The organism is Thalassotalea sp. PP2-459 (genome assembly GCF_001913705.1).
Taxonomy (GTDB): Bacteria; Pseudomonadota; Gammaproteobacteria; order Enterobacterales; family Alteromonadaceae; genus Thalassotalea_C; species Thalassotalea_C hakodatensis.
Map to the genome: position 1 here is coordinate 93,690 of NZ_MKQD01000077.1, position 16,363 is coordinate 110,052.

At 36.5% G+C, this 16,363-nt stretch carries 14 protein-coding genes; 7 read left to right on the forward strand and 7 right to left on the reverse strand.

The genetic code is table 11. The features are described 5' to 3' along the window. Positions 1-51 precede the first annotated feature (51 nt). A complete protein-coding gene (thiI, locus tag BI291_RS16885) occupies positions 52-1,506 on the forward strand; it encodes a tRNA uracil 4-sulfurtransferase ThiI (protein WP_074500372.1) in 1,455 nt (484 codons plus the stop codon). Between the two features lie 16 nt (positions 1,507-1,522). On the opposite strand, the gene BI291_RS16890 is transcribed toward thiI, so the two are convergent. Both BI291_RS16890 and BI291_RS16895 read right to left on the reverse strand, forming a co-directional pair. Then, complete coding sequence (locus BI291_RS16890; protein ID WP_074500375.1) at positions 1,523-2,416, reverse strand: ketopantoate reductase family protein; 894 nt, start codon at positions 2,414-2,416, stop codon at positions 1,523-1,525. Continuing rightward, positions 2,416-2,769 carry a VanZ family protein gene (locus BI291_RS16895; protein WP_074500378.1) on the reverse strand — a complete coding sequence of 118 codons (354 nt, stop codon included), beginning with the start codon at positions 2,767-2,769 and terminating at the stop codon, positions 2,416-2,418. The genes BI291_RS16890 and BI291_RS16895 overlap by 1 nt, the downstream gene beginning before the upstream one ends. 137 nt (positions 2,770-2,906) lie before the next feature. Here BI291_RS16895 and BI291_RS16900 point away from each other — a divergent pair, with 137 nt between their 5' ends. Continuing rightward, positions 2,907-3,389 carry a YajQ family cyclic di-GMP-binding protein gene (locus BI291_RS16900; RefSeq protein ID WP_074500380.1) on the forward strand — a complete coding sequence of 161 codons (483 nt, stop codon included), beginning with the start codon at positions 2,907-2,909 and terminating at the stop codon, positions 3,387-3,389. A 504-nt stretch (positions 3,390-3,893) separates the two neighbouring features. Beyond that, positions 3,894-5,243 carry a sodium-dependent transporter gene (locus BI291_RS16905; RefSeq protein ID WP_074500382.1) on the forward strand — a complete coding sequence of 450 codons (1,350 nt, stop codon included), beginning with the start codon at positions 3,894-3,896 and terminating at the stop codon, positions 5,241-5,243. Positions 5,244-5,268: 25 nt separating this feature from the next. Here BI291_RS16905 and trxA read toward each other — a convergent pair whose 3' ends face one another. Then, positions 5,269-5,583, reverse strand: a complete 315-nt coding sequence (trxA, locus tag BI291_RS16910) for a thioredoxin (protein ID WP_074500385.1) — start codon at positions 5,581-5,583, stop codon at positions 5,269-5,271. 108 nt (positions 5,584-5,691) lie between these two features. On the opposite strand from trxA, the gene BI291_RS16915 reads away from it, so the two are divergent. Together BI291_RS16915 and BI291_RS16920 are read left to right on the forward strand one after the other, a co-directional pair. Next, complete coding sequence (locus BI291_RS16915; protein WP_074500388.1) at positions 5,692-6,582, forward strand: LysR family transcriptional regulator; 891 nt, start codon at positions 5,692-5,694, stop codon at positions 6,580-6,582. A 267-nt stretch (positions 6,583-6,849) separates the two neighbouring features. Continuing rightward, positions 6,850-7,626 carry an ABC transporter substrate-binding protein gene (locus BI291_RS16920; protein ID WP_074500391.1) on the forward strand — a complete coding sequence of 259 codons (777 nt, stop codon included), beginning with the start codon at positions 6,850-6,852 and terminating at the stop codon, positions 7,624-7,626. Between the two features lie 5 nt (positions 7,627-7,631). Here BI291_RS16920 and BI291_RS16925 read toward each other — a convergent pair whose 3' ends face one another. Further along, complete coding sequence (locus BI291_RS16925) at positions 7,632-8,315, reverse strand: TIGR01621 family pseudouridine synthase (RefSeq protein WP_074500394.1); 684 nt, start codon at positions 8,313-8,315, stop codon at positions 7,632-7,634. Continuing rightward, entirely contained in the window at positions 8,315-9,673 is a 1,359-nt protein-coding gene (locus BI291_RS16930; RefSeq protein ID WP_074500396.1) for a Na+/H+ antiporter NhaC family protein, read from the reverse strand. The genes BI291_RS16925 and BI291_RS16930 overlap by 1 nt, the downstream gene beginning before the upstream one ends. Before the next feature lie 293 nt (positions 9,674-9,966). On the opposite strand from BI291_RS16930, the gene gshA reads away from it, so the two are divergent. Together gshA and BI291_RS16940 are read left to right on the forward strand one after the other, a co-directional pair. After that, the gene (gene gshA / locus BI291_RS16935) at positions 9,967-11,538 is read left to right on the forward strand and encodes a glutamate--cysteine ligase (RefSeq protein WP_368482981.1); all 1,572 of its coding nucleotides are present in this window, start codon (positions 9,967-9,969) and stop codon (positions 11,536-11,538) included. Between the two features lie 624 nt (positions 11,539-12,162). Further along, positions 12,163-12,783: a hypothetical protein gene (locus BI291_RS16940; protein ID WP_074500402.1), complete on the forward strand. Its 621-nt coding sequence runs from the start codon at positions 12,163-12,165 to the stop codon at positions 12,781-12,783. A gap of 779 nt (positions 12,784-13,562) precedes the next feature. Here the strand turns inward: BI291_RS16940 and BI291_RS16945 are convergent. Further along, complete coding sequence (locus tag BI291_RS16945; RefSeq protein WP_074500404.1) at positions 13,563-14,852, reverse strand: HlyC/CorC family transporter; 1,290 nt, start codon at positions 14,850-14,852, stop codon at positions 13,563-13,565. A gap of 65 nt (positions 14,853-14,917) precedes the next feature. Then, the gene (locus BI291_RS16950) at positions 14,918-15,715 is read right to left on the reverse strand and encodes an inner membrane protein YpjD (RefSeq protein ID WP_083602147.1); all 798 of its coding nucleotides are present in this window, start codon (positions 15,713-15,715) and stop codon (positions 14,918-14,920) included. Between the last annotated feature and the right edge of the window lie 648 nt (positions 15,716-16,363).

A 16,363-nucleotide genomic window follows, 5' to 3' on the forward strand; every position in this document is an offset into this window, starting at 1 on the left:
TTATCTTGCTTGATGTATAATCCGCGCCACCAAAATTCCGGATAAGTTGTTATGAGATTTATTATTAAGCTTCAGGCTGAAATTGCGATTAAAAGTAGACCTGTACGTAAACGTTTCACTAAGATTTTAGAATCAAATATAAAAAACGTTTTACGTCGCGTAGATGAGCAGGTTACGTCAAAAATTAATTGGGACAGTATTGAAGTAAATAGTAAAAATAACTCTGTAGAAAATCGCGAAAAATTAGTGAACGCATTAACGTGTATTCCTGGGGTTGCGATGATCATTGAAGTGCAACAACGTGAATTTACCGATTTACATGACATCTTTGAAAAAACACTTGAAGTACACGGCAAACATATTGAAAACAAAACTTTTTGTGTACGTGTAAAACGTACCGGAGAACATGATTTTTCTTCACTACAAGCTGAGCAATATGTTGGCGGCGGGCTTAATCAAGCAGTTGACTCTGCAAAAGTACAACTGAAAAAACCTGATGTAACCGTTCGGTTAGAAATCAAGCATAAAGATTTGTTTATTGTCACTGAACGTCATAAAGGCTTGGGCGGGTTTCCAATTGCAACTCAAGAAGATGTTCTTTCGTTAATGTCTGGTGGATTTGATTCAGGTGTTTCAAGTTATCAAATGATCAAAAAAGGCGCACGTACCCATTACTGCTTTTTTAATCTAGGTGGCTCGGCGCACGAAGTAGGTGTGAAAGAAGTAAGCCATTTTCTGTGGAATAAATTCGGAGCATCACATCGAGTAAAGTTTTTTGCAGTTGATTTTGAACCTGTTGTTGCCGAAATTTTAGAAAACATTGAAAACGGTCAAATGGGCGTAATTTTAAAGCGTATGATGATGCGCGCGGCTGCAAAAATTGCTGAAAAACGTGGTATACAAGCGCTTGTTACCGGTGAAGCATTAGGGCAAGTTTCTAGTCAAACCTTGACTAATTTAAATGTCATTGATCGTGTGACTGACACATTAATATTACGTCCGTTAGCTGCTTATGATAAACAAGATATTATCGATATTGCACGCGCAATTGGCACCGAAGATTTTGCTAAAACTATTCCTGAATATTGTGGTGTGATTTCTAAAAAGCCAACAGTTAAAGCGGTACTATCGAAAATAGAAGCGGAAGAAGAAAATTTTGATTTTTCCATTCTTGATCGGGTTGTTGAAGAAACTCGAATTTTTGACATAAAAGACATAGGTGAGCAAACCGAGCAAGAAATTCATGCTGTTGAAGCAGTATCTGAGCTAGGTGACGGTGCTATTGTATTAGATATTCGAAGCCCTGAAGAAGAAGACGAACGTCCGCTCGAGATAGAGCATGTAACCGTGCAACATTTACCGTTTTTTAAATTAGCCACCCAATTTGGTGACTTAGATCAAACCAAACAATATTATTTGTATTGTGAACAAGGTGTAATGAGCAAGTTACAGGCTCTATACTTGATTGATATTGGCTTTGACAACGTTAAGGTTTACCGGCCTTAACAAGTAAAACTATCAATTAGTATGCTTGGCTGACTTGTTGATACAGTGACAAGTTATTTGGTACTTCTAGTTGATGTTGCTTTGCCAACTCTACAATATAGCCATTGATATGTTCAATTTCAGTGGCTTTATTTTGTTGAAAATCCGCTCGCATGGAAGAACAATTTTTAGCAGTAATCGATGCAACCTTAAGCACATTGTTGATCAATTGCTGCAATTCTAGTTTGATATTTTCCGCCGCAGCGACTTGCGTAATTTCATAACAAATTTTATTTATTAACGCTTGGTACTGTGGCTTGAGTAATTCACCGTTATCAATATTATTGAGTGCAGTAATGGGGTTTATTACGCAATTGATGGCTAATTTTATCCATTGATGATAAGCAATATTATCCTGCCAAATTACACTCGGTAAGGCTTGATTCAATATAGTTGTTGGTGTTTGATGTTCTGCTTTTGTTACCTGTTGCAACTTACCTAGTTGGCTTTGACCTATACCTGTATGGGTGATAGCAAAGTTATCCGTTTTTTTGCTGCCATGGGTAGTAAGCAAGGTAAGGACAGTTTGCTTAGGTAGTACAGCATGAATATCGCTTGGTGCAATAATGCCGTTATGGCATAAAATGACCGTTGCTTTTTCATTTAAGTAAGCTTGATACTGCTTTAATGCAGGTAAAATATCATAAGCCTTTAAACACAAGAGTACGATATCTGCAAGTTGAAGTTGTTCTTTATTTATGATGTTAAGTGGTATCACCGATAACTGATTATCGTAGGTGGTCAGTGACATATTAGTGTCAGTAATAACTGCACGTTGTGAACATAATAATGCTGGGGAATGCTTAGTGATAACTAAGTGTGAATACCATAATAAACCGATTGCACCTTGTCCTATTACGACTATTTTCATCAACGTACTCGCTGGAAATACATTAACTTGAGCCACTTTAATGTGACAAAGGTTAAAATACCGACGGTGTCGGCAATAAAATCACTTAGCTCAGGGTTTCTGAAACCTAAATACCATTGCCCAATTTCTGTAAGTGCAGCATAACAAATTAATGCGATAGATAATGTGATCAAAGGAAAACGGCAAGCACTATTTAGAAACCAAGTTAATAGAAAAAATCCTAGCATATGACCAATAGAGTCGATATCAGTTCCCCGGTTAATAATAGCCTCTAAATCTTTGGCGAGTAGGCTTACACTAGCGATTATAAGGATAAAAACAAATAAAATAAGCAAAAGCTTTTGGCTGTTCATTTTGTATGATTATGATTTGTCGTGCGAAAATTACATCATATCATGAGAGGTGAATAAAAAAATGCCATGGATATTGGTTTTTAGCAATTATAGATTTTGTTATGATGCCATTAACGATGATTAAATGAGAAAATATTATGCCATCAATGGATATTGTATCTGAGATTAATATAGAAGAAGTACGTAATGCCTCTGAAAATGCTACAAGAGAGTTAAGCACACGTTTTGATTTTAGAGGCGTTGAAGCGAGCTTTGAATGGAAAAGCCCAAATGTGGTGGTAACTGCAGAAGGTGATTTTCAAATTAAACAATTAGTTGATATGTTACGTAATCAATTAACGAAACGTAACGTTGACCCACAATCAATGTCTGTGGGAACTCCTGAGTTTTCAGGGAAAAAATGCTCGGCGACCTGTAGCTTCAAAGAAGGCATCGATCAACCTACAGCGAAAAAAATCGTTAAAGCGATAAAAGATAGTAAGCTAAAAGTGCAGGCTGCAATTCAAGGTGAGCAGGTACGTGTTACCGGTAAGAAACGTGATGATTTACAAGCTGTAATGAAGTTAGTAAGAGAACAAGAATTAGAACAATCTTTTCAATTTACCAACTTTCGCGATTAACCCAGAAATTTCTATCTAACCCGAGCTCAGGTTATCTATTAGCGCTTATTTTAAATCAGTATAAATAAGCGCTAATTATCTGCCGTTGTTGAAAAAATAATCTATTTGGTATCGTCTACTTTACAGCTGTTCAGAGATTCTGAAAAATAATCCTTATTATTGAACTTAAAAAGCTGTTTTTATTGGCTGAGATTAAGTAAATTAATCCGAAGTCTAGGGCTTATTAGTTTTTAGTGTGTTTTTTTACCGAAACAATCTTTGCATGATTTTATTTTGTCACTGACATTTTAAGTAGAAATTGTGAACTAAAGTACAGATTATATTATAAGTACATAAACGAGCAGTTTGCATGTTTAACTTAATGCAACTCTACTGTTTCGTTCTTAAGATTAAGTATGCAAGTTTTATTACGCAAACTGCATATTTAATGGTTGTAAATTAATATCATCAATAGTTAATACACTCTAATTATGAATATATAAATAACAATAAAGAAAGGTTTTCATGGCTACGTCTCGAGGAGAGTTCAGCTCTCGTATTGGTTTTATTATGGCTGCTGCTGGCTCAGCAGTAGGATTAGGGAATATTTGGGGATTTCCAACTCAAACAGCAAGTAACGGCGGCGCAGCTTTTGTTTTTGTGTATCTGATTTTAGCATTTTGTTTAGCTTACCCTGCGTTTATGGCGGAATTGTTAATTGGCCGTTATGGCCAAGCGAATGCAGTCACTTCATTGCAAAAAATGTCGCGTACGAAAGGTCACAAACAGTTTGCCTTTATTGTTGGTTTTGGTGGGGTGGTTTGTGCAGCACTTATTTTAAGCTTTTATGGCATTATTGCCGGCTGGATGATGTCTTATGCAATAGAGCCAGTCGCTCATTTTATTGGTGCAGGAAACAGTGCTGAATGGGTGGTCTCGCAATCTTTGACACGGAACATTCTGTTTACAGCTTGCTTCATGTTTTTAACCATTTTTGTTATTAGGCGCGGCGTTGAAGACGGCATAGAGAAATGGTCAAAGCGCCTGATGCCATTATTAATCGGTTTACTGATTTTACTGATAGGCTATGTTTTTACCTTAGAAGGCGCTAGTGAAGGGCTTAACGCGTATTTAAACCCTGATTTTAGTCGTGTGTTAGATCCAGGGCTTTTGATCAGTGCAATGGGGCAAGCCTTTTTCTCGTTATCACTTGGTACCAGTGTGATGGTGATATATGGTTCATATATTTCTAAGAAAGAAAATTTAGTTTCGTTAGGCGCACAGGTAACGTTAATAGATGTGAGCATTGCGTTCTTAGCAGGATTATTAATTATTCCAGCGATGTATGTTGCACAAGCACAAGGTGTTGCTATTTTTGCTGATGATGGCAGCCTAATATCAGGTTCAGGATTGGTGTTTGCTGTGTTGCCGGCACTTTTTGATACCATGGGAAGTATGGGGTTAATGGTTGGTTTTGCTTTTTTTGTACTGATGTCAGTTGCTGCATTAACATCGAGCATTTCAATGCTAGAGGGGCCAGTATCATATGTTGTTGAGCGACATAACATTGAACGTAAAAAAGCGACAACGTTTATTGGTATTCTGATTTTCTTTATGAGTGTCGGTATTATTAGTCAATTAGGTGTTATGTTAGATTTTGTTGCAACCCTTGCCACAGAATACGGTCAACCTATTATCGCGATGCTTTGTTGTGTATTTGTCGGTTGGATTTGGCACCGAAATGACATACTGAAAGAAATTCAATCAGGTAATGAAAAAGTTGAGCACTCAATTTTTTGGAAAATTTGGCCTTGGTATACTAAGTTTGTTTGTCCTACGGCGATTGCAATCGTATTTATACATTCTCTACGTTAATAAAAGGCGCTATGCGCCTTTTATTTTATCCATAAACAAACTTAGTCACTTGCTGAACAGAAGCTGCACCTACTTTTCGATCAACAAGCTCTCCATCATTTAATAAAAGTAAAGTAGGTATACCTCGTACGCCATATTGCGCCATTAACTCGGGTGCTTCATCAGCATTTACTTTAACTATTTTTAACGCTGAATTTTCATTAGCAACCTGCTCAAGTACTGGTGCAATCATTTTACAAGGACCACACCATGGGGCATAAAAATCTACTAACACTTTACCTTTGAATGTTAACACTTGTTGTTGAAAATCTTCGGATGTGATTTCTTTCACACTGCTCATGCTCTTTCCTGTTTATATAGCGATAAATGAAGGAAAGAGTATATTTCACTTGATATTGTTTTATTAGTTGGCTTTAATAGAATTAATTGTTCTATTTATGAGATAAAAGTGCAAAATAAACGGAATTCACTAGAGCTAGATAATTATCGTTTTTTTGTCGCGATTGTTGAAGCTGGTTCGTTAACGAAAGCGTCTGCTGAACTTGGTATCCCAAAATCAAAATTAAGTCGACGGTTGGCTCAATTAGAGCAGCAGTTGGGTAGCCAATTGTTGATTCGAACTACTCGTACAATAACACTCACAGAATCTGGTCATTTATTATATCAACAGTGCCAACCGCATGTGGCAGCGCTAACTGATGTAGAACAGTTTATTTATGATAGTCATCATCAGATAAAAGGCGTATTAAAGTTATTACTCCCGTTAGAATTTTTCAACCAAGTTATTGGTGAATTAATGACAACATTTGCAACGCAATATTCTGAACTACAAATTCAATGTCAGCATTATACGGGTATAACTCCACCGTATGATCATCAATTTGATTTAGTGTTTGTTTTGCATGAAGACTCCCTACCAAACTCAAATTGGATCAGCAAAAGTTTATTAAGTTTTTCTCAATCCATCTATGTCAGTGAACGGGATAATTCTGTATCGGTGAATGAGATAGCACAACTTAATAATATTGATGCTATTCTTGCTGACGGTTCAGAAACATGGTTACTTCGAGAACATGGAAAAGTGACTGAATTAAATCCGAAACCTGTCATGATGCTAGCGAGTCCTGAAATGCGGGCAAAAGCATGTGAACAGGGGATTGGTGTCATCAAGCTGCCTGACTACATTGGTAAACGAATAACAGGTATTAAAACGTTGAACTACCCTGTGCCAATTGTTGCTCAACAATTATCAGTACTCTATCACAGTAGGAATATTCCCCTTAAAACACGCATTTTTTTAGATTTTTTTCAAAGTAAAATTGGCTGTCTTTCTTCATGACTATGATTAGGGTCTGTTGATCTTTCGCTTTAGTTTGCAACAGTTTATGGGTATTTAGACAAGACATTGCTCACGCCTTGATTATAAAGCGTTTAGTTCGAACAACATTGAATCTCGAAAGATCAACAGACCCTAATAACAATTGAAACTATTGTTTAAATACATTTGAAATTATCTTCACTTTTGTTATTTATGATATACTTGTGATTAACATTTAGACTCTATTTCTCTGTACTTTGAATAATTCAAACAACCAAGGACGACTGCTTGAAAAACGTTTTTAAAATAGCTTTATTCATCTGTATCACTGCTCACTTTTCTGCGCAAAGTCAGCAAACAGCTTTATCTGTTGTCAACGTAGTCGGTGAAAACTTACCGCCGTTTACTTTGCCTGATGGCTCTGGGCAGCAATTTGATGTGGTTCGCGCTATTTTTGAACCATTAAATTTGTCAGTTGCAATTGAAGTGTATCCATATAAGCGGGCTGTTGCTTTAGTTGAGCGCGGCGATGCTGATATGATGATTGGTATGTTAAAAGATGATAATTATCAATTGAGTTATTCGGCATACCCCCATGATGTTGATATATTAATAGCCATATTTAAAGAAAATAATTTTGATAATTGGCAAGGTATTTCAAGCTTGAAAGGTAAAAGTGTCACCATGATTGCTGGTTTGTCTAAACCTTTTAAGGCTTACCTTCCAGAGGTTGAATTTGATATGTCAGAAGTGGGGACTCGTGAACAGGCAATTAATAAACTAAGGCATTCCCGTACTGATTACATGATCGATTCTGAAGGTTCATATCTTACTGAAATGACTGAAAATGCCTCTGCGATTAATTTTGTTACTAAACCAGTCGGTGTTTTACAAATCCATGTTGCCTTTGCCAATACTGTTCGTGGACAAAAGCTAAAGGCGCTTTGGGATAAACATTTTATCGACTTTATACAAAGTAATAAAGCAGAGAAAATATATCGAAAATGGCATCTTTTGAGAGAGTACAAGAATACGAAGCGCTTTTTTGCCCAGCAGTTAAAATAGCACCGTTAATATTTTTTAGGCCATGGAAGTTGCCAAGGATCGCTAATAGCATCGATAGCAGATAAACAGTCATCTGTTAAAAAATGCTCACCTGAATCTGGTGCTACTTGATATCGATACTGTTGCTCATTGAGAGTAAACGATAAACCAAAAGCATGAAGATACCCCCTATCGGCTGTAGATTTAGCGTAATACGTGTCTCCTAGAATAGGGCTACCAATGCTTGAAAGTGCTACCCGAATTTGATGCGTTTTTCCTGTTAATGGTTTTATCAAAAATAATCTCGACTGAGGTGTCAGTGAATAACTGAAAAATTGTGATTTGGCAGGATTATGCATTGAGCGAGTTAATTTCCACATGCCACGACGGCTTTTCTCCATATCGCCAGCGATTAACCCTTGTTTTTTCTTGGGCTTTTTATCGGAAATCGCAAGATAAAATTTAATAACCTCTTTACGCTCAAACAGTTGTTGGAACGTCTGCGCAGTTAATTTGTTTTTTGCAAAAATAAGTAAACCTGAAGTTATTTTATCTAACCTATGCACAGGATAAAGATGTCCTAATTTTACATGCTGTTTTACAAGACTGTGTAAGCCTAATTCATTGCCTTCATCGTGAAAACTAACATTTGCAGCTTTATTAATGATAATAAAGTCTTGTTGCTCATCGACAATCGTAAATGGCTTCATTAGAAATTTAAGCCTATCAGTGTATAGATAATCAAAGTAAGGCTACCTGCCGTTAGGGCATAAGGTAATTGTGTTTTTACATGCTCGTAGTGATCACAACCACTTGCAATAGAAGCAACAACGGTGGTGTCTGATATTGGTGAGGCGTGATCTCCAAAAATACCACCGCCTAAAACTGCCGCGACAAGAAACTCGATAGGTAAGCCAGTTTGTTGCGCTAACGGAACTGCGATCGGCACTAAAATAGCAAATGTACCCCACGAAGTACCTGTAGCAAACGCCATAAACCCGGCAGCGAGGAATAGAATTGGCGCAATAAAATATAGCGGAACTTCAACGTTAAGCAATTGGCTGACATATATACCCGTGCCTAGTGATTTTATTGCATCGCCAAAGGCGAAAGAAAGTATCAAAATTGCTACGGCAGGAGCCATATGTTTGATGCCTAGTAAGGCATGTTTAGCGATATTTTTCCAAGACATTACACCGTAGATTTTGATCATGGTAATTAAAATAATCACCGCACTTACGATCGCCCAAAAAACAGAAAAGGAACCTGAACCTTGACGCATATCACCGTTACCGGTAAACCAAAGCAAAGATAGAGTAATGGTTAATAAAGATATCAATGGCAACCACATAATGATGGCAGGAGATATTTTCTGTTTTTCTACTGTTTGTTGATCAATGATGCGTGATTTAGCGTATTTAAGTGGTCCGAAAGTTCTGCCACTTGCTGCTGTATAATAGGCAAATAATACGGCAATGATCGCGTAAAAGTTATAACTAATCGTACCGACGAGTATACCAACAGGATCGTTGAGTTGGTGGCCATCAAGTAGACCAAGAACATATGCCCCCCAACCATTTATTAAAAAGAGGATACTGATAGGGGCACAAGTTGAATCGATTAAGTAAGCTAACCTAGCACGGCTCAGTTTATATTTATCAAACAAAGTTTGGCTTGCCATTCCAGCAGTAAAAATACTTAAATTAGTATCAGTAAAAATACTCGTGCCAACAAAGGTAGGCAGTAATGCAGCTTGTTTTGAATTTTTGACTAAATTCACTTTTGCTAAAGAATCAATAAAACCATTTACGGCACCTGATTGGTTCATTAATGTAACCAGAGCACCAATAAGCAAACTAAAACTTATGATATATATGTTGCCAATTGAATCAAACACGCCAGCTAAACCGTACGCTGTACTTGTTACGCCATTGATTGGGTGCCAGTTTTCAATCATGATAAAGCATAAAGCAATACCGCAGAATAATGCTAATAAGGCATTTTTACGCCAGATAGCGATAACAATGGCGACAATGGGAGGAAGTAAGCTAAGTGGACTGTCTTGCATGAGATTACAACGATTATTATTTTGCGACCAACTTTACCTTATGTTGCTATTATTAGAAACAGTAGAAGGAATATTTGCCAGAAGTTTGCCGCCAATTGGAATTTAATGAGTAAACATGCGGTCATGGTATCTAGCTTGAATAACTACTTTGGTATAAACGTTTTTACAAAAGCTATCACAGCAGAATATAACAAACGGATTATTTTATTTAACAATTACTAAATAAGCATTGAAAAGCAATCTTTTAGCCATACATCTTTATGCAGAAATCGCTCGATGCAACAGGACCCATTTTGACACTATCTTTTCAACAGAAAATAAACGTTCTTAGCGAGGAACGGAATAAAGCTGCGCTAACAGACATTGGGCGGGGCATCGAACGCGAAGGATTAAGGGTACTCGCTGAAGGCAAGCTCTCGCAGCATGGTCATTATCAAGCATTAGGCTCCGCCCTTACTCATCCAAATATCACCACCGACTATGCAGAAAGCTTATTGGAGTTTATTACCCCAGTAAGTCACTCTGTAGAACAAACAATTGCGCAATTAAAAGATATTCAGAAATATACGTTTTCAAATATTAATGGTGAGCTTATTTGGCCGACGAGTATGCCTTGCTTTGTTGACGACGAAGAAAATATCGCCTTAGCGTATTTTGGCCAGTCTAACATCGGTAAAATGAAAACCGTATATCGACAAGGCTTAAAAAACAGGTATGGCAGCATGATGCAAGTTATTGCAGGCATACATTTTAATTTTTCATTTCCTAAATCGTTTTGGCAATTATTTAAAACGGCAGAAAGCTCGTCAATGAATGAGCAAGATTATATTTCAGCGGGTTATTTTGCTTTATTAAGAAACTATAAACGCTATTGCTGGTTGATCCCTTATCTGTACGGAAGTTCTCCGGCAATATGTCCGTCTTTTTTACAAGGCAAAAAAACAACGTTGCCCTTTAAAAAATCCGAGAGTGGTTACATCTATCTAGAACATGCAACCAGTTTACGCATGAGTGATCTTGGTTATACCAATAGTGAACAGTCGGCATTGAGGATTTGTTACAACAATATTGATGATTATATTTCAGGCGTGCAAGAAGCGATAAGTTTAAGCTCAGATAAATTTGCAGAAATAGGCATAAAAGTTGATGGCAACTATCAGCAGTTAAATGCCAATGTATTGCAAATTGAAAACGAGTTGTATGCGCCTGTGCGGCCAAAACAAGTTGCCCAATCTGGCGAAAAACCTTCTCAAGCGTTAAGTCGTCGTGGGGTTGAATACGTGGAAGTTCGGGCGCTTGATGTAAATCCATTTGTCGATACTGGCATCAGTGAACAGCAAATTTATTTTCTTGATATATTTCTTACCTTTTGTGCGCTTAAAGAAAGCCCAGTGCCACTTTGTGAAATGCAAAAAGTCTGTGATAACAACATGGATGATGTCGTGATGCGTGGTAGAGATCCTGCGTTGTTACTCGACAATAACGGTGAAAAAGTATCGTTAAAGGTATGGGGGAGGGAACTTTTTGCTGAAATGCAGCAAGTTGCAGCGTTACTTGATGATGCCCACAATACTGTTAAGTATCAACAAGCGTTAGCGATTGAGTTCGATAAGATTAATGATCCTGAAAAAACGCCTTCGGCTAAATTACTGAAAATTGTGCAAGATAATCAGCAAAGTTTAACGGAGTTTACCCTACAGCAAGCAATCAGTTATCGTGAAGATGCGTTAAAACGTGATTATCAATATTATGATGAAGCTTATTTTAATGAACAAGCTGATAAATCAATTGCTCAACAAAAAAGTATTGAACAAAGTGATACATTAACATTCGATGAATTTTTAACACAATATTTTGCACAATAATTTTTGGTACAGAGATTTAAAGGAGCTTCAATGCTCCTTTTTTTTGGGCAAAAAAAAAGCGCGTTAGGGTAACGCGCCTTAAATACAAAGAAAGCAGTCCAGGGAGGTGTTTTGCTCTCATAACATGAGACATGCTCGTTCTTTTAAAGTTCAATTTTTATTCAATTAGTATTAATAAATATCTATTGATGCGATTAAAGTTGTATAAGTCTTTAATAAACATAAAAAAACGCGTTAATAAAAAATTAACGCGCGAATCGTTCATGAAACATAAGGGAATAACACCTTCATTTTATAGGAGTACTAAATAACGATTAAGTTCAAAAAACAAACAAAAAAAAGCGCATTAATATAAATGCGCAAACTAAACATGAAACACTAAGGGAATATCACTTCTTAAAAGATTGGAGTGTAAAAAAATAATAAAGTTCAAAATTTAGATAAAAAAAAGCGCATTAAAAAATGCGCTTATAAGATGTTCAAGGGAAACACAATATGAAAGTCTTGTAATATAAGAGTGGGATGTTTTAAAAAAGTTCAAAGAAAAATAAATTTTTTTTCATTTTGGTAAAGTAATGTTTTTCTGGCATTATAAAAGCGTGAAAAACGTCGTTATGTGGCCTTATGAATAAAATACCTGTTTTAATTTTTGTTATACTTTCAACGTTGTTATTAAGTAGCTGCGCTACACCACCCCCAAAAAACCCAGAGAATTTGTGCGAGATATTTAGAGAGCATCGTGATTGGTACTTTGCTGCTAAAGACGCTCGTGATCGATGGGGAACTCCTATTCATGTTCCTATGAGCATGATGTATCAAGAAAGTTCGTTTAGAAATGATGCCTTGCCACCAAGAGATTATTTACTCGGTTTTATACCTTGGGGCAGAGTAAGTACAGCTTACGGCTATTCACAGGCCAAAACGATGACTTGGAAAGACTATATTAGAGAGACTGGTAACTCAGGTGCTGATCGTGATGATTTTGACGACGCTGTTGATTTTATGGCGTGGTTTATTTTTAAAACAAATAAAATTAATCGTGTGTCAAAGTGGGATGGTTATAACCAGTATTTAAATTACCATGAAGGCTGGGGTGGTTTTCAAAGAAAATCTTATGTAAAAAAGCAGTGGCTAATGAAAGTAGCAAGAAAGGTTGATAATCGTGCTCGACGTTACAGTGGGCAATTAAAATCATGCGAAGCCGAGCTTAATGAAAGCAGTTTATGGCGTTGGTTGTTTGGTTAACAAGATGGCATAGCTCAACGTTTCACCGCCCTTTGGATAACTTTTAGACGAAGGGTTTGTTTTCTCGCCATCCACCGCTTTATTTATCGAAAAACAAGTGGTTTGGACGTAAATATATTAAGGTTTTCTCTGGTTATAATTAGGTAAAATTTACAAAATTTAATACCGAGTATTTCGTAGAAACGTACAAATATTTAACAACCTTATCACTTACCTAAAACTGTAATGACTGTAGCATTTTTCTTGCCAAAGGCGTTATTTTTATTGAAAATTGCTGCAAGTGCTCGTCGGGTATGGTTTTAAAAAAAATGTTAAAAAAACTTCATTTTTTTCATAAATAAATATTGCAAAAACGAAGTCCTCATTCCCTATGGCTTTGCATTTGTTTTCCACAGAAATTGTGGAAATGTTAATTACCGTAAATGTCTGTGGATAACTTTGTGTTTAACTTTATGAGCGGTTTCTTTCAGATGATAGAAAGTAATATAACTGAAGGTTAATTATATCGACTACATTTATTCAAATGTGCGAGCATCAACAAAAATAGTTTAAGCGGTTTTTTGCTTTCAGTAGAGTTATTCAATTAAGGCAAGAGTCCTTAACTAAAACCAATGAAGTTTGTTGCCTGTGTAGCGTTATGAACTAGTCCGTTTAGGTTAACAATTCTATTTCATTCAGCTTAAAAAAAGCTAATCGGTAACACACTGGTGATGATTTAGGGACTGTTAATTTTTCGGGTTTAGTTCGAACAAAATTTAATCTCGAAAAGCCAATAGACCCTAGTTTCTGTGCTCAGGTTTTTGCTGGTAGAACTCTGGCATAATACGAACTGTTTTGATCATATTATCGGTAACATCAACAATCTCAAGTGGATAGCCTGAAATTCTTACACTGAGTTTTGCTTCAGGAATGTCTTCTAAATACTCTAATACTAAACCGTTTAAGGTTTTAGGGCCATCGGTTGGGAAGTGCCAATTCATTTCTTTATTTATATCACGTACCGTAGCGCTACCGTCAACTAAATAACTACCATCAGGTTGAATATGCACTTCTTCTGACGGTGCTGGTTCTTTAGTTGTGGTAAAATCACCTACAATTTCTTCAAGAATATCTTCTAAAGTGACTAATCCTTGAATGTCACCATATTCATCTACAACCAATCCAAGTCTTTCTTTGGCATGTTGAAATTTTAAAATTTGCACACTTAATGTGGTGCCTTCAGGAATAAAGTAAAGTTCTCTAACTGCCCTAAGTAAAGTGGCTTTAGTAAACTGGTTTTTTGATAGTAGCTTTAATGCATCGCGCATGTGAATGTAGCCCACCACATCGTCGATGGTATCTCTATATAGTAAAACACGAGTGTGTGTGGCTTGGGTTAATTGTTTTTGAATTTTTTTCCAATCTTCATTTATGTCAATGCCAACGAGTTCACTGCGTGGGATCATAATGTCTTCAACAGTTACTTTTTCTAAATCTAAAATGCTCACCAACATGCTTTGATCGCGTTCAGCTAACAAGGCACCAGATTCATTCACTACAGTGCGGAGCTCTTCTGAACTTAAGCTATGTAATTCTCGTTCTTCACGACTCACACCTAATAAGGTAAGAATGCCATTGGTGATCCAATTTACTGCGACTACGATTGGGTAAAAGACTTTCAATAAAAAGGATAAGATAACGGAACTAGGAAATGCTACTTTTTCAGGATAAAGAGCGGCAAGTGTTTTTGGCGTAACTTCTGCAAAAATTAATACCACAAGTGTTAAGATAATAGTCGCTGCTAGAACACCAGCAACATCACCTAAAAAGCGAATCCCTATAATGGTGGCTATAGCAGAGGCAGCTATGTTGACTAAGTTGTTACCAATTAAAATTAGACCAATCAGTTGATCGGGGCGTTTTAATAGCTTACCTACGCGTTTAGCGCCTTTATGTTTCTGTTTTTCTAAATGCTTAAGCTTATATCTGTTTAACGACATCATGCCGGTTTCTGAGCCAGAAAAATATGCAGATATAAGAATAAGTAAGCCTAAAATGAGAAAGAGCGTACTGGTTGAGATGGTATCCAATTATGGGTCCTAAATTGCCAAAAACATGTGCTTTATCAAGCCGAATGCTAGTTATACCTTAAATACTAAGATAATAGAAACTCTTTCACAAAACGACTACCAAAATACGCGAGAGTGAGTAGCGTCGTCGCTGAAATAATTAACATAAGTACGCGGTGTCCTCGCCAGCCCTGTTTGAAATGACCCCACAAAGTAAAACAGTAGAGGAGTAACGCAAGCAATGACAATACTGTTTTATGCGCATTATTTGCCAAAAAGTCTTGTAAAAAGATAACGCCGACAAGCTGACTTACTACTAATCCTAGTGTGCCAATCGCTAAAATTGCAAATAATTGTCCCTCAACTTGCATTAACGGTGGTAAGTGGTTTACCGCTAATAAATTTTTATCTTTTAATTTCATATTGATATAGGTGACTTGGAAGGCAAATAACATCGCAATAATTAAAATACAGTATGCGATTAACGCTAAAATAACATGGCTAGCAACTGCAAAATCTGTTGTGACTAAAGGCATATTGCTTTTATGCGGAATAAACAATGAGGCTAATTGCCATAAGCCAGCGAATACATAGACAACAGGTAAAAGTAAATTTACTTTATATTTAAGTGCTAGCGCAGTGATCGACAAGCAAATAATCAGTGTTACTAATGAAATAACGTTCGGCAGCGCAAAATTTACACTTTGTTCTGAAAACAAAAAATGCCCGGTAGATAACGTATGACTAATAATCGCGATAGAACCAATAAACAATACTTTAACAATGTTTGGTCCTTTTGGATGAAATAAACGAACAACGACTGCTATAGATGCCATGATATAGCAAACAAGAGCGATTAAGCTGAAAATTGATGAAAAATCCAAATATCTATTCCTTTAAAAATAACACGTGAATACGAGTGAATAAACCTTACGATGAATAAAACACAAGTTAATTAATGTAGTCTTTATTTTTTTAATCTAACACTGAATCATCAGCAATAAACTGTTGCAAAAAATAGCTTAAAGTTCAACTGACTTTAGGCATTTTGCTGCAAAGTGTACACGTTATTGATGTAACCGGTATTGTTGATTTAGCCTATAAATAGTCAACGAAGCCATCATAATCAAATTAACCTTAGCATGCTACGTTTATCTAAGTCTTATCTTAACCTGCTAAATCGTTTGCTTTATTCAGCCAATTATGTCGATTATTTGTGTCGTCAACAGACCTTATGCCAATTCGCATAAAGATTAAGTCAGTTCAGAGCGATGTCAGAGGTGGGAGAATAAGTGAAACGTGTGCAGGTATAGTTGTTCTACATCAAACACGTTTTGCGCAATTATCGCGTCTCTAACACGCTCCCAAAGGACGAGTTTAAACGCTTCATAGCCTGTGTTGTTGATTTTGAAAAGGACGCTACAAGGAGTAGCTTATTATACCAACTCTATTAAATATTTAGCCAACTTAGCACTTCATTAGCGCGCTTAGAACAAGCTAAATAATTTAAGCATAGTCGCTCTATGGTTCGA

What these genes read in the sequence shown, in the direction of transcription:
- BI291_RS16940 (WP_074500402.1), top strand. Translation starts at nt 12,163, where the DNA reads ATGAATAAAATACCTGTTTTAATTTTTGTTATACTTTCAACGTTGTTA.
- BI291_RS16895 (WP_074500378.1), bottom strand. Translation starts at nt 2,769, where the DNA reads ATGAACAGCCAAAAGCTTTTGCTTATTTTATTTGTTTTTATCCTTATA.
- BI291_RS16900 (WP_074500380.1), top strand. Translation starts at nt 2,907, where the DNA reads ATGCCATCAATGGATATTGTATCTGAGATTAATATAGAAGAAGTACGT.
- trxA (WP_074500385.1), bottom strand. Translation starts at nt 5,583, where the DNA reads ATGAGCAGTGTGAAAGAAATCACATCCGAAGATTTTCAACAACAAGTG.
- BI291_RS16890 (WP_074500375.1), bottom strand. Translation starts at nt 2,416, where the DNA reads ATGAAAATAGTCGTAATAGGACAAGGTGCAATCGGTTTATTATGGTAT.
- thiI (WP_074500372.1), top strand. Translation starts at nt 52, where the DNA reads ATGAGATTTATTATTAAGCTTCAGGCTGAAATTGCGATTAAAAGTAGA.
- BI291_RS16930 (WP_074500396.1), bottom strand. Translation starts at nt 9,673, where the DNA reads ATGCAAGACAGTCCACTTAGCTTACTTCCTCCCATTGTCGCCATTGTT.
- BI291_RS16925 (WP_074500394.1), bottom strand. Translation starts at nt 8,315, where the DNA reads ATGAAGCCATTTACGATTGTCGATGAGCAACAAGACTTTATTATCATT.
- BI291_RS16905 (WP_074500382.1), top strand. Translation starts at nt 3,894, where the DNA reads ATGGCTACGTCTCGAGGAGAGTTCAGCTCTCGTATTGGTTTTATTATG.